This is a genomic window from Klebsiella sp. OBRC7 (genome assembly GCF_000293135.1).
In the GTDB taxonomy this organism is placed as follows: domain Bacteria; phylum Pseudomonadota; class Gammaproteobacteria; order Enterobacterales; family Enterobacteriaceae; genus Klebsiella; species Klebsiella michiganensis.
The window spans coordinates 1-18,198 of sequence record NZ_ALNJ01000089.1 but is presented as its reverse complement, the minus strand read 5'-3'; the positions used below and the strand labels follow the sequence as shown (position 1 = coordinate 18,198).

18 protein-coding genes, 1 pseudogene and 1 other annotated feature are annotated in these 18,198 nt (G+C 56.2%); of the genes and pseudogenes, 6 read left to right on the top strand and 13 right to left on the bottom strand.

The annotated features are described in order from the left end of the window. Positions 1–23: 23 nt before the first annotated feature. Positions 24–141 (bottom strand) — a sequence feature (Thr leader region). The 3 genes from thrL to yjjY form a co-directional block, all read right to left on the bottom strand. Continuing rightward, a complete protein-coding gene (gene thrL, locus HMPREF1144_RS31755; protein WP_004222578.1) occupies positions 80–148 on the bottom strand; it encodes a thr operon leader peptide in 69 nt (22 codons plus the stop codon). It overlaps the preceding feature by 62 nt. Positions 149–360: 212 nt before the next feature. Beyond that, the gene (locus HMPREF1144_RS19000) at positions 361–1,047 is read right to left on the bottom strand and encodes a tRNA/rRNA methyltransferase (protein WP_009653675.1); all 687 of its coding nucleotides are present in this window, start codon (positions 1,045–1,047) and stop codon (positions 361–363) included. Between the two features lie 398 nt (positions 1,048–1,445). Further along, positions 1,446–1,586 carry a protein YjjY gene (gene yjjY, locus HMPREF1144_RS32710; RefSeq protein ID WP_001541509.1) on the bottom strand — a complete coding sequence of 47 codons (141 nt, stop codon included), beginning with the start codon at positions 1,584–1,586 and terminating at the stop codon, positions 1,446–1,448. Positions 1,587–1,681: 95 nt separating this feature from the next. Between yjjY and arcA the strand changes: the two genes are divergently transcribed. Then, positions 1,682–2,398, top strand: coding sequence for a two-component system response regulator ArcA (gene arcA, locus HMPREF1144_RS18995; protein ID WP_002887843.1), 717 nt, complete (start codon positions 1,682–1,684; stop codon positions 2,396–2,398). A gap of 53 nt (positions 2,399–2,451) precedes the next feature. Here the strand turns inward: arcA and creD are convergent, their stop codons facing one another. Genes creD through creA form a run of 4 tightly spaced genes read right to left on the bottom strand, consistent with a single transcriptional unit; the run spans position 2,452 to position 6,467 of the window. Then, positions 2,452–3,810 carry a cell envelope integrity protein CreD gene (gene creD, locus HMPREF1144_RS18990; protein ID WP_009653671.1) on the bottom strand — a complete coding sequence of 453 codons (1,359 nt, stop codon included), beginning with the start codon at positions 3,808–3,810 and terminating at the stop codon, positions 2,452–2,454. Between the two features lie 57 nt (positions 3,811–3,867). Then, positions 3,868–5,292 carry a two-component system sensor histidine kinase CreC gene (gene creC, locus HMPREF1144_RS18985; RefSeq protein ID WP_004098429.1) on the bottom strand — a complete coding sequence of 475 codons (1,425 nt, stop codon included), beginning with the start codon at positions 5,290–5,292 and terminating at the stop codon, positions 3,868–3,870. Further along, the gene (creB, locus tag HMPREF1144_RS18980) at positions 5,292–5,981 is read right to left on the bottom strand and encodes a two-component system response regulator CreB (protein ID WP_042928046.1); all 690 of its coding nucleotides are present in this window, start codon (positions 5,979–5,981) and stop codon (positions 5,292–5,294) included. Before creB ends, creC begins: the two co-directional genes overlap by 1 nt. A 12-nt stretch (positions 5,982–5,993) precedes the next feature. Next, positions 5,994–6,467: a protein CreA gene (gene creA / locus HMPREF1144_RS18975; protein ID WP_004098425.1), complete on the bottom strand. Its 474-nt coding sequence runs from the start codon at positions 6,465–6,467 to the stop codon at positions 5,994–5,996. A 209-nt stretch (positions 6,468–6,676) separates the two neighbouring features. On the opposite strand from creA, the gene robA reads away from it, so the two are divergent. Next, the gene (gene robA, locus HMPREF1144_RS18970) at positions 6,677–7,546 is read left to right on the top strand and encodes an MDR efflux pump AcrAB transcriptional activator RobA (protein ID WP_004098420.1); all 870 of its coding nucleotides are present in this window, start codon (positions 6,677–6,679) and stop codon (positions 7,544–7,546) included. Here robA and gpmB read toward each other — a convergent pair. After that, positions 7,543–8,190: a 2,3-diphosphoglycerate-dependent phosphoglycerate mutase GpmB gene (gene gpmB, locus HMPREF1144_RS18965; protein ID WP_009653674.1), complete on the bottom strand. Its 648-nt coding sequence runs from the start codon at positions 8,188–8,190 to the stop codon at positions 7,543–7,545. The genes robA and gpmB overlap by 4 nt on opposite strands. A 114-nt stretch (positions 8,191–8,304) precedes the next feature. Between gpmB and yjjX the strand changes: the two genes are divergently transcribed. Then, complete coding sequence (gene yjjX / locus HMPREF1144_RS18960) at positions 8,305–8,820, top strand: inosine/xanthosine triphosphatase (RefSeq protein WP_004098418.1); 516 nt, start codon at positions 8,305–8,307, stop codon at positions 8,818–8,820. On the opposite strand, the gene trpR is transcribed toward yjjX, so the two are convergent. Together trpR and sltY are read right to left on the bottom strand one after the other, a co-directional pair. Continuing rightward, entirely contained in the window at positions 8,807–9,139 is a 333-nt protein-coding gene (gene trpR, locus HMPREF1144_RS18955) for a trp operon repressor (protein WP_004098417.1), read from the bottom strand. The two genes, yjjX and trpR, sit on opposite strands and share 14 nt — an antisense overlap. A gap of 117 nt (positions 9,140–9,256) precedes the next feature. Further along, a complete protein-coding gene (gene sltY / locus HMPREF1144_RS18950; RefSeq protein WP_004098416.1) occupies positions 9,257–11,194 on the bottom strand; it encodes a murein transglycosylase in 1,938 nt (645 codons plus the stop codon). 273 nt (positions 11,195–11,467) lie between these two features. Here sltY and ettA point away from each other — a divergent pair, with 273 nt between their 5' ends. Further along, positions 11,468–13,135 carry an energy-dependent translational throttle protein EttA gene (ettA, locus tag HMPREF1144_RS18945; RefSeq protein WP_042928057.1) on the top strand — a complete coding sequence of 556 codons (1,668 nt, stop codon included), beginning with the start codon at positions 11,468–11,470 and terminating at the stop codon, positions 13,133–13,135. Positions 13,136–13,208: 73 nt separating this feature from the next. Here ettA and nadR read toward each other — a convergent pair whose 3' ends face one another. The 3 genes from nadR to serB are packed head-to-tail and all read right to left on the bottom strand — an operon-like array spanning position 13,209 to position 16,826. Next, entirely contained in the window at positions 13,209–14,441 is a 1,233-nt protein-coding gene (gene nadR, locus HMPREF1144_RS18940; protein ID WP_004098414.1) for a multifunctional transcriptional regulator/nicotinamide-nucleotide adenylyltransferase/ribosylnicotinamide kinase NadR, read from the bottom strand. 21 nt (positions 14,442–14,462) lie between these two features. Next, the gene (radA, locus tag HMPREF1144_RS18935) at positions 14,463–15,845 is read right to left on the bottom strand and encodes a DNA repair protein RadA (protein ID WP_004098408.1); all 1,383 of its coding nucleotides are present in this window, start codon (positions 15,843–15,845) and stop codon (positions 14,463–14,465) included. 9 nt (positions 15,846–15,854) lie between these two features. Further along, positions 15,855–16,826 carry a phosphoserine phosphatase gene (serB, locus tag HMPREF1144_RS18930; protein ID WP_004098406.1) on the bottom strand — a complete coding sequence of 324 codons (972 nt, stop codon included), beginning with the start codon at positions 16,824–16,826 and terminating at the stop codon, positions 15,855–15,857. A gap of 104 nt (positions 16,827–16,930) precedes the next feature. Here serB and HMPREF1144_RS18925 point away from each other — a divergent pair, with 104 nt between their 5' ends. Both HMPREF1144_RS18925 and lplA read left to right on the top strand, forming a co-directional pair. Next, entirely contained in the window at positions 16,931–17,572 is a 642-nt protein-coding gene (locus HMPREF1144_RS18925) for a YtjB family periplasmic protein (RefSeq protein WP_004098405.1), read from the top strand. Between the two features lie 10 nt (positions 17,573–17,582). Continuing rightward, positions 17,583–18,198 (top strand): annotated as a pseudogene (gene lplA / locus HMPREF1144_RS18920) (lipoate--protein ligase LplA); the annotation flags it as partial.

The window sequence follows — 18,198 nt, the reverse complement described above, 5'->3', positions numbered from 1 at the left end:
TTGTGACCCCTTGATTTTTTATCGAAAAAAAAGCCCGCACTGTTCAGGTGCGGGCTTTTTTCTGTGTTTCCTGTACGCGTCAGCCCGCACCGTTACCTGTGGTAATAGTGGTGGTGATAATCGTGGTGATCATGCCGATGCGATTCATGGATGTTGTGTACTCTGTAATTTTTATCTGTCTGTGTCCTGTGCCTATATTGGTTAAAGTATCTGTCGACTTAAGTCAACGAATTTCTACTTTTAGCCCTTTTTTTCACACCTGGCCAATACGCCATAGCAACCTGACAATTCATCCGGATTTACGCATCCAGACGCCAATAATTAGCACATAAGACCATATGAAAATAATATGACAGCATTTTACCCTGGGAGGTTTTTTTCAATATCGTGCAGTAAACGATGCAGCATGGCGGTGTCTCGCTGCTGCAAAAGTCCTATCCGCTGCTCCAGCCAGTCGGACAGTTTTACATCGTCACCCGCGCCGAGGCGGTTAAGCAGATCGCGCGTTCGCAGGCGTAACGCCTGCAGCTGATTACCATCTGCGTCGGCGGAGGTTGACGGGGCCAGCTGCAGCAATGAGCTCAGCTGGTAGCAATAGACCATCACCGACTGCCCCAGGTTTAGCGAAGGATAGTCAGCCGCCATCGGCACACCGGTCAACACATCGGCAAGGGCCAGCTCTTCATTCGTCAAACCAGAATCTTCCCGACCAAACACCAGCGCGGCATGATGCATCCACTGCGCTTTTTCTTCCAGCAGCGGCAGGAGCTGCTGCGGGGTCGCGTAGTAGTGGAAACGCGCCCGGCTGCGGGCGGTCGTGGCCACGGTAAAATCAACATCGTGCAGCGCCTGCTCCAGCGTGGCATAAGTGTTGATATTATCGAGGATATCGCCAGAACCGTGCGCGACCCAGCGCGCGGCTGGCTGCAAATGCGCCTCGCTATCGACGATACGCATGTCGCTAAACCCCATGGTTTTCATCGCTCTGGCTGCCGCCCCCACGTTTTCCGCCCGAGCCGGGGACACTAATACAATTGATAAACGCATTCGGTTTCTCTTTTACCTTTTAGGCGGTGGGAATAACGATTTTTTCCCTCATTTTACGCGCCGTAAATTTACAAATTTGCAACAAAAATCACTAAATTTGAGCTTTATCACCCATAAAAAAAACTAAACTATTCCCAAGGCACCATGACACAGAGTATGTTAACAGAACGGCTTTATCCGTATGTTTGGCAATGAAATTTACGTCCGAGTACGTTTTGAGGCTTTGGATTCACCACGTTTATTATTTTCTCATTGCAACTAATTGAGCGAAGTATGAATTGTGAAGATGAATCCCGTTTAGATGCAATGATTTCACAAGACTGTTAACGTGCTACAATTGAACTTGATATATGTCAACGAAGCGTAGTTTTATTGGGTGTCATGCCTCACTTAGCCTGTTATGTTGCTGTTAAAATGGTTAGGATGACAGCCGTTTTTGACACCGTCGGGTCCAGAGGGAAAGTACCCACGACCAAGCTAATGATGTTGTTGACGTTGATGGAAAGTGCATCAAGAACGCAATTACGTACTTTAGTCATGTTACGCCGGGCATGTTAATTTGCGACATGCACCAGGCAGGTCAGGGACTTTGGTACTTCCTGTTTCGATTTAGTTGGCAATTTAGGTAGCAAACATGCAGACCCCGCACATTCTTATCGTTGAAGACGAGTTGGTAACACGCAACACGTTAAAAAGTATTTTCGAAGCAGAAGGTTATGATGTATTCGAAGCGACCGATGGCGCGGAAATGCATCAGATCCTGTCTGAAAATGATATCAACCTGGTGATCATGGATATCAACCTGCCGGGTAAAAATGGTCTCCTGTTAGCACGCGAACTGCGTGAGCAGGCGGACGTCGCGCTGATGTTCCTCACCGGCCGCGATAACGAAGTGGATAAAATCCTTGGCCTCGAGATTGGCGCCGATGATTATATCACTAAACCGTTCAACCCACGTGAACTGACGATTCGCGCGCGCAATCTGCTCTCCCGTACCATGAACCTGGGTACCGTGAGCGAAGAGCGCCGTAGCGTGGAAAGCTATAAGTTCAACGGCTGGGAGCTGGATATCAATAGCCGCTCGCTGGTAAGCCCCAATGGTGAGCAGTACAAGCTGCCGCGCAGTGAATTCCGCGCCATGCTGCACTTCTGCGAAAATCCGGGCAAAATCCAGTCGCGTGCGGAACTGCTGAAGAAAATGACCGGCCGTGAGCTGAAGCCGCACGACCGTACCGTGGACGTGACCATCCGTCGCATTCGTAAGCATTTTGAATCCACTCCGGACACCCCGGAAATTATCGCCACCATCCATGGCGAGGGGTACCGCTTCTGTGGCGACCTGCAGGAATAACACCGTTTTTCTTGCTGTCATAACGTAAAACGGCGCAATTCGCGCCGTTTTTTTTATTTCCAGATCCTGAGCTTATCGTCATCCTGACCAGCGTCCGGCAGCTCACCTTTTGCCTTCGGCAGAGATAACGCGTACCAGTCAACGTGGCGGGTCAGGAACATCAGCGCACTTAACGCCAGCAGCAATACGCCGGTCCCCAGCAGCAATGCGCTATCTTCCGATCGCAACAGCATCCACATAACGCCGTCCAGCAGCAGTAGCGCACAGACGAACAGGACGCTATTTCGCCACCCTTTCAGCACCGCCTGAAGATACACCCCATTGATAAGCGCGCCGATCAAACTGGCGGCAATCCACGATGCCGTAAAACCGATATGTTCGGACAGCGCCAACAGCACCAGATAGAACATGACCAGCGACAGCCCCACCAGCAGATACTGCATGGGGTGCATGCGATACCGCGTTAAGCTTTCAAAAACAAAAAATGCCATAAACGTCAGCGTTATCAACAGAACGGCATATTTTGTCGCCCGATCGGTCAGCTGATATTGATCGGCGGGCGTGGTGACATTCACGTTGAAAGCGGGCAACTGACGCCACTCAATCTGCCGACCCTCAACAAAAAACTTCGCCATATTGTTGGCAAACCAGGTGCTTTGCCACTGGGCGCTATAGCCTGTTGGGCTGACTTCCCGCTTTGCAGGTAAAAAGTCGCCAAGGAAACCCGGGTGCGGCCAGTTGCCGGCAAGCTGTAAGGTACTGTTGCGCCCAAGCGGAACCACCGAGAAACTGCCGCTGCCATTCAGATTGAGCGTGAATTCAATATCCAGCGCTTTTTGTTCAGGGAGTAACAGCGGCATCGGCATATGGATGCCCTCCCCGCTATCGTCGAGACCCGGCCCTGGCTCAACGGATAGCCTCTCGCCATTGAGCTCTGGTGACTTAATCTCACCAATACCGCGCGCATCGCTGACGCTGACGACCAGAAACGGTCTGCCCAGCGTAATCGTCTGCTTCCTGAGCGCCTTGATGCGCGAAGGATCAAAATGCGCTTTGACGCTGAGATTATTGTGCCAGATCTGCCCCTCATAGATACCGATTCGCCGGGATTCAACATCCTGATTACCGGTAACCGCCAGCGTCTCCGGCAGCCAGTAGTGTACCCATTGGGTTTGATATTCTACCGTTTTAGTTCCCTCAACCCGCGTTAGCGTCTCGGTCACCGGAATGGCAATCAGCGGTCCGGCCAGTTTCTGCGATCCGCTGGTACTGCTCTCCAGCGCCTCAACCACGTCGCTACGATAGTCCGCGCGCTCAACGATCAGCTGCCGGACCAGCATCAGCGGGATCGACAACAGTAAAATGCACCCCAGCAGGGTGCTCATTTTCCAGAATAGTGGTGATTTCAACATAGCCCTCTCCTTAGTGATGCGCTCACCTTAAAGGGGCCGTGTGGGGAGAGTTTGAAGCTATGTGAAGTGAGCGTGAAGTGTCAGCAAAGCGCACGCGCCGCCTTCAGGGCGATTAACCAGCTGGATATCCCCCTGATGCAGGCGCGCGACTTCTCGAACAAACGCCAGCCCCAGGCCACTGCTTTTTTGCCCATTTTCACGAGGCAGGGAATAGAAACGTTCAAAAATACGCCCCAGGGCGTAGTCGGGAATGCCGCATCCCGTATCGCATACGGTTAACAGCACGCCGCCATCACGCTCTTCTGCACCAACCAGAATTTCCCCTGCGGAAGGCGTGAAATCGATAGCATTATCAAGGAGATTACCCAGCGCCTGCGCCAGAAGCTCCCGATCGCCTTCAACCATCAGAGGCGTATCCTGCCAGCGCAGCGTCACTTTTTTCGCCGCCAGCGCGATCTCGCGCTCCTCGGCCAGGCGGTGAAATAGCTCAGCGACGGGGACGGGACGTCGGGCGATCTCCAGCCGGTTCTCCAGCCGGGCCTGCTGGAGCAAATTTTCCACCAGCGACTGCATTCGTGCGTTCTGCGCCAGAATATTACGCGTAAAACGGGCGGCGACCTCAGGTGGAGGAGCCTCACGGAGAATTTCTGCCGCGCCGCGTATCGCCGCCAGCGGGCTCTTCAGCTCATGGGTCAGCGCATAAATATAGTTTTCAATAGCGTTTTTACCTTCAAGCTTAAGGCGCATACTCTCCAGCGCCTGCGCCAGCTTACGCAGTTCGCTGCCGCCCAGATTCGGCAGCGGAACCGGACGATCGGCGGTCACGGAGTCCGCGTAGCGAACCAGCTTGCCGATGGAAAAGTTAATCCACCATACCATCGCAGCGCCTATCAGGAGCGCGATCCCCAGCAGCGCCCCGCCGGCCCACAGAATACGCCGCTCGCTGCGTTTAATGACCGGCGCCATGGCCAGATTGGGTTTCCCGACGCTTAGCACGCCAATGATTCGGCCGCTGTCAGTCACCGGCGCGGCAATATACATCACCGAGCTGTTATCATCGTTCGGATCGCTGCGCGTGCTGCGCGCGCCGTATTGCCCGCGTAAAGTGAGCCAGACATCGTTCCAGCGCGAGTAGTCTTGCCCCAGCGCACTGCCCGCAGAATCAAACACCACTTTGCCCTGCGCATCGGTCATATAGACGTGATATTCATTGCGAACTTTATTAATGCCGGCAATGTTGGCGTTGATCGGTTGGCGATGCAGCGTTTGAAAAGCCTGGGCCAGTCGCCCGTGCTGGGGATCGGCGGAGAGTAAATCCTCGCGGGCCAGCTCGGCAAGCAGGGTAGCCGTATCAATCAGCGTCCCTTCGGTTGCACGCCGGACCCCGGGTTTAATCTCCTGAACGAAGATGGAAAGTACAAACCAGGCCGCGATCGCCACAATCAAAAAGTAGCCCATCAGCAGCCGCATACCGATGCGCATCAGAAGCCTCCAAGGCTGTATCCCATGCCGCGGTGCGTATTGATGGGGGAGATGTCAGGGTTCACTTCTCGCAGCTTAGCGCGCAGCGTTTTGATATGAGTATCCACGGTACGATCGAAGCTCTCGTTCGCATCGCCCCATACCTGCTCCATCAGCAGCTGGCGGGAAAAAATGCGCCCCGGAGAGTGCAGTAGCGTTTTTAATAATAAAAACTCATAGCGGGTCAGATTCAGGCTCTGACCGCACCAGGTGACCCGAGCCGCGGCGTCGTTCAACGTGAACGCCCCCACGCGCAAGAGCGGTGGAGGGGCGGCGAACTTCTGCAGCCGCCGCAGAACGGTGCGAACTCTGGCGCAAACTTCACGAGGGGAAAATGGCTTGGCAATATAGTCATCAGCGCCGATTTCCAGGCCAAGCAGCTTATCCACCTCTTCGCTGCGGGCCGTCAGGAACAGCACCGGCAGCGCCGGGTAGCGGGCAAGCAGCCGCCGACAGAGCTCAAACCCGCTGATATCCGGCAGCCCGACGTCGAGAATCGCCAGGTCGGGTTGGTGGTGATGTGCCGCATCGAGCGCCGGCAGCCCGCGCTCGAACGCCGTAACGATAAATCCTTCCTGCTGCAGCTGGTAGACGAGCGTATCGGCGATGCTCATCTCATCTTCCACCAACCAGATCCGCGGTTGTTGCATCGGCGTTCCCTGTTATTTATTCCATGGCATAATCGGCACCGCGCTAATCGCGTTCTTCGGCGAGCCATCGACGATTTTATCCGAATAGGTCAGATAGACCAGCGCATTGCGTTTGGCATCGTAAAAGCGCACCACCTGCAGCTTTTTAAATACCAGCGAAGTGCGTTTCTGGAACACGACATCGCCCTGCGTTTTACCGTTTTTGATTTTATCCGTCAGCTCAATCGGCCCCACCTGCTGACAGGAGATCGCGGCATCAGAGGTATCTTCCGCCAGCCCTAACCCGCCTTTAATGCCCCCGGTTTTCGCCCGGCTGATGTAGCACGTCACGTTTTGTACATCCGGGTCGTCAAAGGCCTCTACGACAATTTTATGATCCGGCCCAAGGAACTTAAACACGGTATCCACGGAGCCAATTTGCTCCGCCTGCGCCATCTGAGACCCCGCCAGTAAAAGCATACCTGCCACTAACTTCTTGTATTTCATATTGTTACCATTCTTAAAAATTTAGCTGAGTGATTATCACACATTAAGCAGAAAAGTTTTATAGATCACAGCTTTACAAAATTACCACCGATACTTCTGGAAGAATCGCATTTAAAAGCAAAAAAAACACTGAATGCTAAAACATCAAAAAATGCTATTATCCGCTACCTTTAGTATCAGGCACCTGAGTTTAAGGATGGGGATATTTTATGGATCAAGCAGGGATTATTCGCGATCTCCTTAGCTGGCTGGAAGGTCACCTGGATCAGCCACTCTCACTGGACAATGTGGCAGCGAAGGCGGGCTATTCCAAGTGGCATCTGCAAAGAATGTTCAAGGACGTGACCGGCCATGCCATTGGTGCCTATATTCGCGCCCGTCGCTTATCTAAGTCAGCGGTTGCCCTACGCCTGACCGCGCGTCCGATTCTCGATATTGCGCTGCAGTATCGCTTTGACTCGCAGCAGACTTTTACTCGCGCATTTAAAAAACAGTTCTCGTTGACGCCAGCCCTTTATCGACGCTCCCCCGACTGGAGCTCTTACGGTATGCGTCCTCCGCTGCGTCTGGGCGAGTTCACCATGCCGCAGTACGAATTCGTCACGCTGAACACCATTCAGCTGGTCGGCGTGACCCAGAGCTATACCTGCAAGCTGGAAGAGATCTCCGATTTCCGTAATCAGATGCGCGTGCAGTTCTGGCGTGAATTCCTCGCCAATACGCCGTCGATTCCTCCGACGCTGTACGGCCTGCATGAGCCGCGTCCGAGCCTCGATAAAGACGATGAGCAGGAGGTGTTTTACACCACCGCGCTGACGCCGGAGCTGGCTAACGGCCATCTGCACAACGCCCACCCGGTGACGCTGGAAGGCGGCGAATACGTGATGTTTACCTACGAAGGATTGGGCACCGGGCTACAGGAATTTATTCTGACGGTTTACGGCACCTGCATGCCGATGCTCAATCTTACTCGTCGTAAGGGCCTGGATATCGAACGTTTCTTCCCGGAAGATGAAAACCGGAATCAGGAACCGCCTATTCAGCTGCGCTGCGAATACCTGATTCCGATTCGTCGTTAACGCTGTAGCTCATCCATCGCGGGGGCATCAAGATGCGAGACATCCCCCGCGGTTTCCACGACCCATCCCGACGCCAGCCAGGGGCTTTGCTGATAGTCAACGCGAGAGATAGAGCAGTTGCGCAGACGCAGGCGACGTTCCGCCCAGGCGGGCAAGCCAAGAATCGTACTCACCAGACACCCCAGCGCCATGCCGTGGCTCACCAGCAGCAGCCGGCTACCTGCGGGCAGCTCCAGACAAGAGGTCAGCGCCGCGTGCATACGGTCGCTCAGCTCCTGCATTGACTCTCCCTGCGGGATGCGCCCGTCGGGCGTACCGTTAACCAACTGTCGACGCCAGCCCTCTTCTTCTTCGCTCAGCGAGTCGATATGGCGCTTTTCCAACACGCCCATATCCAGCTCACGCAAGCGTGAATCGGTCATGACGCTGCATCCGCAGGCTTCAGCGATGATTTCTGCGGTACGCCGCGTCCGGCCTAAATCACTGGCGATAATATGCGTAATCCCCAGCGTTCTGGCGCGCTCACCTACCTGCCAGGCCTGACGCTCACCGTGGGCGGTAAGCGGACTGTCGGACTGGCCCTGAATACGTCGCTCGGCGTTCCACTGCGTTTCACCGTGGCGAACAAGGTATACCTGTAACATGCTTTATTATCCGTTATGAGCTCTTAACCATTAAGCTACAAGCATAGCCGCCTGCAACAAGAATGATTTGGAGTATACTGCGATGATGTTTAGTATTTCTGAGTTGTTTTGATTATGCACCATGTTGTCTCAGCTACCACTAATCCCGCCAAAATTCAGGCAATTCTGCAGGCTTTTAACGAGATCTTCGGCGAAGGATCCTGCCACATTGAGTCCGTCTCCGTCGAGAGCGGCGTGCCGGAACAGCCTTTTGGCAGCGACGAAACGCGCGCTGGCGCACGAAACCGCGTGGCTAACGCGCGTCGCGCGCAGCCCGATGCTGACTTCTGGGTCGCTATTGAAGCCGGCATCGATGAGGGCAGCACCTTTAGCTGGGTGACGATCGAGGACGGCAGCCTGCGCGGCGAAGCGCGCTCGGCGACCCTGCCGCTGCCGCAGGTCATTCTTGAAAAAGTCCAGGCAGGAGAAGCGCTGGGGCCGGTGATGTCTCAGCATACCGGCATCGATGAAATTGGCCGTAAAGAGGGCGCTATCGGCGTATTTACGGCCGGAAAACTGACGCGCAGCAGCGTTTATCATCAGGCCGTCGTGCTGGCGCTAAGCCCGTTTCATAACGCTATTTATCGTTAACGTTAATCAACGCCTGCTCCAGCCACAGACGCAGCTCCGGCGGGGCTGACTTCAGGCTGTTCGAACCGCGGGTTATGGTGGCGATCCCGGCGCCGAGCTCGTTTTTCAGCTCGCGCTGGCTCATTTCGCCGCGCAGCAGCTCTTCAATAATACGCACCCGCGTGCCCAGCGCCTCGCGCTCGTCGGGCGTCAGCATGAGCTGTAAAAGCGGCAGATGGAGATCGTCGGCGTACGCCTGCTGCAGGAGGGCAACAAAACGCAGCCACTCCTGATGACGCTGTTCGGCCACCGCCGCTGAATAGGGGGATTGTTGGGTCATGTTACGCCACCTGTCGAATGTACTCACTAACGAGTACAAAGCATAACATACTTCTGTCCGGACTCTACGGATTTCGGGCAACATCGCGAAATACGATGTTGCCCGACGATGGCGATATTAATAGCGCAGCTTCCACTCCGCATCGCTCAGCAGCGTCTCTTTCTGGCCCATAAAATAGCGATAGTAGGCGTCATAGGACAAAACGTTTTTCACGTAGCCGCGCGTTTCAGAGAAAGGAATGCTCTCAATAAACGCCACCGCGTCAATGCGGCCACCGCTGTTGCCCCGCCAGGTACGCACACGCCCGGGACCGGCGTTATAGGCCGCGGAGGCAAAGATACGGTTATTGCCAAACTGCTGATAAACATATTGCAGATAGCTGGTACCAATGTTGATGTTCATTTCGGGATCGAGCAGCTGCGATGGACCGCTATAGCCGGGAATACTGAACATGCTCACCGTATGCGTTGCCGTCCCCGGCATAATCTGCATCAGACCGCGGGCGCCAACCGGTGAACCGGCTTTCGGATTCCAGGCGCTCTCCTGACGCGCGATGGCCATCGCGTAGCTTTGCGGAATATCTTTACCGCTGATATAGCGGGTAAAGAGGTCGTTATAGGCTAGCGGGAAACGCTCTTCCAGCTGATCCCACAATTTGCCGGCGATGGTGGCCTGGACGCTCAGATCCCACCAGTTCTGATTAAACGCGTAACGAGCCAGCTGCGCCTGCTGATCTTTGGTTTTGCTGGTGACCAGATTTGCCCACTCGCTGCGGGCGGTGTTATCCATATTCCAGTACATCAGCTCGCGGACCCGCGCCATTTCCGGCCCCGAGGTCAGCGCCGGATCGAGATTCGCCGGCGCTTTGTCGATGCGGAAAGTGTACTCCTCGCCCAGGCGCTGGGCAGCGACCATCGGATAGAAGCCGCGCTGCTGCATCAGCGAACGGAGAATATCTTTCGCTTCGTCATCGCGTCCGCGCTCCAGCAGCAGATCGGCCTGCCAATAGCGCCATTCGTCCTTCTCTTTCGCCTCCATCGGCAAACGCGCCAGCCAGGTGTTCAGGCCACGCCGATCCCCAAGCCCCAGCGCCATACGTACCCGGCGCTCCACCAGCGAGGTGGATTGCGAACGCATAATGGCATCATCGCGCCATATGGCCTGCTCTTCGGTCACGTCGCTGCCCATCAGGCGCCAGGCGACGATGTCCCGCAGCTCCTGAATCTGATCTTCATTGAGCTGCTGCGCCTGCGCTAATGAGGGGATCATCAGGCGCGCGTTTTCCACATCCTGCCGCGCAACGCTGGCAAACGCGACCGCCGCCATCTGGCGGGTAAAATCCGTCGCGCCGGTTGTCCGGGCGAAGGTCATCACGCTGTTGGGATCGTTAGCCAGCGCGATAACCGCCGTCGAAATCGTTTGATAATCGGCAGGCATCTGCTGGGCCAGGACCCGCACCAGGCTGGTATTGCCCGCTTTCATCGCCAGGCGAATGCGTTCAAGGTAGGCCAGCGGATCCTGCTGGCCGGAGGCGCGCCAGGCGCCAAACAGCTGGTCACAGGCGTTTGGCTGACTTTTGCCGCTCAGCCACAGCGCTTTGGCGCCGTCCCAGGCCTCCTGAGCCTGGCCGACGTTCCACTTCGCATAGTAGTAATTGCACTGCGCCTCGGTGCCGGTCGGCTTATCCGGGCTGAAGGCCAGCAGGCCGCGCCAGTCGCTACGGCGCGCCAGTTCGTTGACGAACCGTGATTTCAGCGAGCGCGCGGGAGGCAGCGTCGGGTTGGCGGCGATAAAGTTGGTCACCACCAGCGCCGGCTGGTTCATCAGATCGTCGGTAATCTGCCGGTACTGGAGATAAGGATAGAGCGGATAGGTCGTCAGGGTGGGCATCAGCTGATTGACGACGTCCATTTGTCGACTGTCCCACGCCTGTTTAATTTGAGCATAGCGGCTGCGCTGTTCATCCAGTGAATCCGCATGCGCCAGTTGGCTTAACGTCAGCAGACTTACGCCGGCGGCCAGAAGACGCCACGTCACAGTTTTGGCTTTTTCCACAAGCTCTTCCTCTATTCAGATACACCACAGCAGCATCATGCCGCGGGCAAAAATTTCAGGTATTACGTAGATATGCTAATCAGACAACGCGAATCGCGCCACGTCCCGGACATTTTTTTACGCTTTTGTGAATCCCATCGCCTCGCTGGGATTAAAGCGCGAAAAAGGCTACACTTCGCCTTTGAAAACTATTCACTACCCTACTCAAAATCATTCTGGCTGCATCAAGCGAGCCTGAGGGATGAAGAGTATATAAAAGAGGCGAAGTCCAACGTGGCTCAATTCGTTTATACCATGCATCGTGTCGGCAAAGTGGTTCCGCCGAAACGTCATATTCTGAAAAATATCTCCCTGAGCTTTTTCCCTGGCGCAAAAATCGGCGTTCTCGGTCTCAACGGCGCCGGTAAGTCTACCCTGCTGCGTATTATGGCCGGCATCGATACCGATATCGAAGGCGAAGCGCGTCCGCAGCCGGGCCTGAAAATCGGCTATCTGCCACAGGAGCCGCAGCTCAATCCGGAGCAGACCGTACGTGAGTCGGTTGAAGAAGCGGTGGCCGAAGTGGTCAATGCACTGAAAGGCCTGGACGAGGTGTACGCCAAATACGCGGAGCCGGATGCCGACTTCGACAAGCTCGCCGCTCAGCAGGGCAAGTTCGAAGAGATTATCCAGGCGCACGATGGCCATAACCTGAACGTCCAGCTTGAGCGCGCGGCGGATGCCCTGCGTCTGCCGGACTGGGACGCGAAAATCGCCAATCTGTCCGGCGGTGAGCGCCGCCGCGTCGCACTGTGCCGCCTGCTGCTGGAAAAACCAGACATGCTGCTGCTCGACGAACCGACTAACCACCTGGATGCAGAGTCCGTGGCGTGGCTGGAACGCTTCCTGCACGATTTCGAAGGCACCGTCGTGGCAATTACCCACGACCGCTACTTCCTCGATAACGTCGCCGGCTGGATCCTTGAGCTTGACCGCGGCGAAGGTATTCCGTGGGAAGGCAACTACTCCTCCTGGCTGGAGCAGAAAGATCAGCGTCTGGCGCAGGAAGCTTCTCAGGAAGCGGCGCGCCGTAAGTCAATCGAGAAAGAGCTGGAGTGGGTCTGTCAGGGCGCGAAAGGCCGTCAGTCTAAGGGCAAAGCCCGTCTGGCGCGCTTTGAAGAGCTTAACAACGTCGAGTACCAGAAGCGTAACGAGACTAACGAACTGTTTATTCCGCCAGGCGCACGTCTGGGCGATAAAGTGGTTGAAGTCAGCAACCTGCGTAAGTCCTACGGCGACCGTCTGCTGATTGACGACCTGAGCTTCTCGGTACCGAAAGGCGCTATCGTCGGCATCATCGGCCCGAACGGCGCGGGTAAATCCACCCTGTTCCGCATGATGTCCGGTCAGGAACAGCCTGATGCCGGTTCAATCACCCTGGGTGAGACCGTCAAGCTGGCCTCCGTCGATCAGTTCCGCGACGCGATGGACAACAGCAAAACCGTATGGGAAGAAGTTTCCGGCGGGCTGGATATCATGAAGATTGGCAACACCGAGATGCCGAGCCGCGCCTACGTGGGCCGCTTTAACTTCAAAGGCGTTGACCAGGGCAAGCGCGTTGGCGAGCTGTCCGGCGGTGAGCGCGGTCGTCTGCACCTGGCGAAACTGCTGCAGGTGGGCGGTAACGTCCTGCTGCTCGATGAACCCACCAACGACCTGGATATCGAAACCCTGCGCGCGCTGGAAAACGCCCTGCTGGAGTTCCCGGGCTGCGCGATGGTTATCTCGCACGACCGCTGGTTCCTCGACCGCATCGCGACCCACATTCTGGACTACCAGGATGAAGGTAAGGTGGAGTTCTTCGAAGGTAACTTTACCGAATACGAAGAGTACAAGAAACGCACCCTCGGCGCCGATGCGCTGGAGCCGAAGCGTATTAAGTACAAACGTATCGCGAAATAAAAGCAAAAGGGCAACGCAGGTTGCCCTTTTTCGTGTTTGCTCCTCACCCTGTGGGTGACGCAGAGGAGCTTAGCTATCCCTGCTCGCCCATCATCTCTTTCACCAGCTCCACGCAGCGCAGGAAGCGGGCATCGTAATCGGCCTCTTTTACATGCACAAAATCTATCTCGTTCTCCTTGAGCAACGACACCAGCAGCGTCTGAAACTCTTTGCGGTCCACCGAGCTGCCAAGGCTACGCAAACCATCGGCTACCCACGGCGTGTTGTTTTCCAGCAGGATGACCAGGTCAAAACGATACTCGTCGATCAGCGCCTGCACAAAGGGGTGTTCCCGCCCTTCATACTTGAGACAGAACGCCTGGGTGCTGACAAAATCCGTGTCGATGAACGCCACTTTGTTGGCATACTTCACCGCGAAATCAATATACTGCGCGTGGCCGAGGGCAATCTTGTCGTAGTCGGAATATTGCAGCGCCATCTCATCGCCGCCGAGGTGCGAAAAGACGTAGTCGCGGCCATACTCCCAGGCGCTGGTGGTATTAAAGATATTGGATAGCTTATTCACCAGCGTCGACTTACCGCTCGATTCACCGCCCAGGATCGCCACCGTGCGCACGAAAAACGGCTTCACTTCGGTAGGAATATATTCCCAATAGCGGAACGGGTTTTCACGAATCTGTCCGCCGCTGATGTTCATAAAGGTGCGTTTAGGATCGATGAGTACGGTTTCAATTCCCAGATGATCCAGATACTGCGGCGCGTCGCCCTCTTCCGAGGTATAGATCCAGTTAGGCTCAATGCCCTTCTCGTTCATAAAGGCGCGGATCCCGCGGCTCCAGACGTCCCAGCCGTGCGGATATGGTTCCATCCCCTCTTCATTGAAGGCGTGGATGCGGATATTTTTCTGGTACTTGAAGGTCTGCAGCAGCCAGCGCAGGCGATCGGGCACGGTCGGCTGCTGCGACATCGCGCTCTTTTCAAACAGCTCGCGGTCGCGGGGATCGTCGTAGCCCATAATGATGTGCAGCTCATCGACCTGGCTACAGGCGCGCTGAATCAAGTAGATGTGGCCGGTATGCAGCGGGTAAAACTTACCAAATACCACGCCAACGCTTTTTTGCCGACGCGGAAACTCCAGCCCGAGAAACCGGTGCAGCGCTTCCAGCTTCTGCGCGCTGGGGCTTTTAATTTTCGCGTTCAGCAGCTGGCTCAGATAGCCTTTTGTCATCCCGCTGGCGTCAGCTACCTGCTGTAGCGTACACCCCTTCTGCTTAATGGCGCTTTTTAAATAGTCAAATGACGACATCGCGAGTCTCCTTTTAACTTATTATAAGTCGTCAAAGACGCTAAGTGCGTCCGCAAGTTTTTTCACGCCAAAGATTTGCATCCCTTCCGGCACTTTTTTCGGCACATTGGCTGCCGGAACAATCGCCCGACGAAAACCATGCTTAGCCGCTTCTGAAATACGCTCCTGGCCGCTCGGTACCGGGCGAATTTCGCCTGCCAGACCCACTTCGCCGAAAACCACCAGGTCCTGGGGCAGCGGACGGTCGCGCAGGCTGGAAACCATCGCCAGCAGCAGCGCCAGATCGGCGCTGGTTTCGGTGACCTTCACCCCACCAACCACGTTGACGAAGACGTCCTGGTCAGCCATCTGCAGACCGCCGTGACGATGCAGAACCGCCAGCAGGATCGCCAGACGGTTCTGCTCCAGCCCCACCGCCACGCGGCGCGGGTTGGACATCATCGAGTGATCGACCAGCGCCTGGATCTCCACCAGCAGCGGTCGCGTGCCTTCCCAGACCACCATCACCGAACTACCGGAAGTCACTTCGTCCCCGCGGCTCAAAAAGATGGCCGAGGGGTTGCTCACTTCACGTAGCCCCTGCTCGGTCATGGCGAATACGCCCAGCTCGTTGACCGCGCCGAAGCGGTTTTTATGGCTGCGCAGGGTGCGGAAACGAGAATCGGCATCGCCGTCGAGCAGCACGGAGCAGTCGATACAGTGCTCCAGCACTTTCGGCCCGGCCAGCGAGCCGTCTTTGGTCACGTGACCGACCATGACGATAGCCACGCCGCGCGTCTTGGCAAAGCGCGTTAAATAGGCCGCCGTTTCGCGCACCTGAGCCACGCTGCCCGGCGACGACTGTACGTCGGCCATATGCATTACCTGGATGGAGTCGATAACCATCAGCTGCGGCTTTTCTTCATCGGCAATCTGGCAAATCTGCTCAATGCTGGTTTCTGACAGCATATTCAGATTGGCCGTCGGCAGGCCTAAACGGTGAGCGCGCATCGCCACCTGCTGAAGCGACTCTTCCCCGGTGACGTAGAGCGTTTTCATACCTTCGGCGAGCTTACACAGAGTTTGCAGCAGCAGCGTCGACTTACCCGCGCCGGGGTTGCCGCCGATCAGAATCGCGCTCCCCGGCACCACGCCGCCGCCGAGCACGCGGTCAAACTCTTTAAAGCCGGTCGAAAAGCGCGGCAGCGCTTCGAGGCTAATATCGGAGAGCTTCTGCACTTTCGATACGCCGGCATTACCGGCATATCCTGACAGACGTTCGTTTCTTGCCACCTGGGGCGAAGCGGCAATGCGCATCTCGGTTATGGTATTCCAGGCATGACAGGCGCTGCACTGCCCCTGCCAGCGCGGATAATCCGCACCGCATTCATTACAGACAAATGCGCGTTTTGGAGCTTTCGCCACGTTAACCTCTTACTTTTGATTCATGCTGCCGGAGAGAATACAGAATACCCCCATCAGGTCAGCGTGGCGGATTGTCACTTCCGCCAGTTCATTAACTTTGGGCTTGGCATGATAGGCGATGCCGAGCCCTGCCGCTTTAATCATCGGCAGATCGTTTGCGCCATCGCCAATGGCGACGGTTTGCGCCGGCGGGATCTCATACTTTTCCGCCAGTTTACGCAGCGTATTGGCTTTGTATTTCGCATCGACGATATCGCCGATAACGTTGCCGGTCAGCTTACCGTCCATGATCTCCAGCTCGTTGGCGACCACCGCGTCGAGATGCAGCTTGTCGCGCAAATACTCGGCAAAGAAGGTGAAGCCGCCGGAGGCAATCGCCACTTTCCAGCCGAGCGTTTCCAGCTTCAGCACCAGCTGGGTCAGGCCCGGCATCAGCGGCAGCGTTTCCCGCACCTGCAGCAGAATATTGGCATCGGCATCTTTCAGCGTCGCCACCCGCTGGCGCAGGCTGGCGGTAAAATCAAGTTCGCCGCGCATCGCGCGCTCGGTCACTTCAGAGACCAGCTCGCCGGTACCGGCCAGTTTGGCGATTTCATCAATGCACTCAATCTGAATCGCCGTCGAGTCCATATCCATGACCAGTAAGCCCGGCGTACGTAAATGCGGGATTTTGCCCAGCGGCGCCACGTCAAACCCGGCCTCATGGGCCAGACGGGTGGCACGAAGCGTAAGGGAGCCCGCCAGCCGCATCACCTGATAGTCGTCAACCGCCCAGGAGGCGACAATCACCAGGGCCGCCCCCAGTTCGCGCTGCCACTCGGTCAGGCGACGCTTGTTAAGACCGCGACCATACAGCAGCCAGCCGCTGCGTCCGGCGTGATAATCCAACGGCATGACCTCATCACCGCTCAGGGAAAGCGGCAATCCAGGCCACTGGGAAACATCTTCAGGCAGGTCGCACCAGGTCAAACTGTTTGGCATCACGGCTCCACATAACTTCATTCAGGCGAGGAAAATAACGCATGAGGCTACCTTGTAACCAGCGCTTCTGGCAACATTAAGCTGCAAATTTTCAAAGGTGGAATATGGTACGCGCAAAACTTAAATTCCGGCTGCATCGTGCGGTGATTGTTCTGATCTGTCTCGCGCTACTCGTCGCCCTGATGCAGGGGGCCTCATGGTTCAGCCAGAACAGCCAGAAGCAGCGCAATCCGCAGCTGGAAGAACTGGCCCGCACGCTCGCCCAGCAGGTCACGCTCAACCTGGCGCCGCTGATGCGTAGCGAAACGCCCGACGAAAGGCGGATTAGCCAACTGCTGGATCAGCTTACCCATAAAAGCCGGATCCTCGACGCCGGCGTATATGACGAACAGGGCGACCTGGTGGCGCGTTCCGGCGAAAGCGTCGAGGTACGCGATCGGCTGGCGCTGGACGGTAAAAAAGCGGGCGGTTACTTCAACCAGCAAATCGTCGAGCCTATCCAGGGTAAAAACGGCCCGCTCGGCTACCTGCGCCTGACGCTGGATACCCATACCCTGGCCACCGAAGCGCAGCAGGTCGATAATACCACCAATATCCTGCGTCTGATGCTGCTGCTATCTCTGGCCATCGGCGTCGTCCTGACGCGCACCCTGCTACAGGGGAAACGTACCCGCTGGCAGCAATCGCCTTTCCTGCTCACCGCCAATAAGCCGGTGCAGGATGAAGATAAAGATGAATCAGAATAAGGAAATCGCCATGTCCACGCTGCGCCTGCTGCTCTCCGACTCTTACGACCCCTGGTTCAATCTGGCGGTTGAGGAGTCTATTTTTCGCCAGATGCCCGCCACCCAGCGGGTGCTGTTCCTGTGGCGCAATGCCGATACGGTGGTCATTGGCCGGGCGCAGAACCCGTGGAAAGAGTGCAACACCCGACGCATGGAAGAAGATAACGTGCGCCTGGCCCGTCGTAGCAGCGGCGGCGGCGCGGTATTCCACGATCTGGGCAATACCTGCTTTACCTTTATGGCCGGCAAACCGGAGTACGATAAAACCGTTTCCACAAATATCGTGCTGACGGCGCTGAATGCGCTGGGCGTAGCGGCGGAAGCCTCGGGCCGCAACGATCTGGTGGTCAAAACCGCCGAAGGCGACCGCAAGGTCTCCGGTTCCGCCTATCGCGAAACGATGGATCGCGGTTTTCACCACGGTACGCTGCTGCTGAACGCCGATTTAAGCCGCCTGGCCAACTACCTCAATCCCGATAAGAAGAAGCTGCAGGCCAAAGGCATTACCTCCGTGCGCGGACGGGTAGCCAATCTGGTCGAGCTGCTGCCGGGCATTACCCATCAGCAGGTTTGCGAGGCGATTCAGG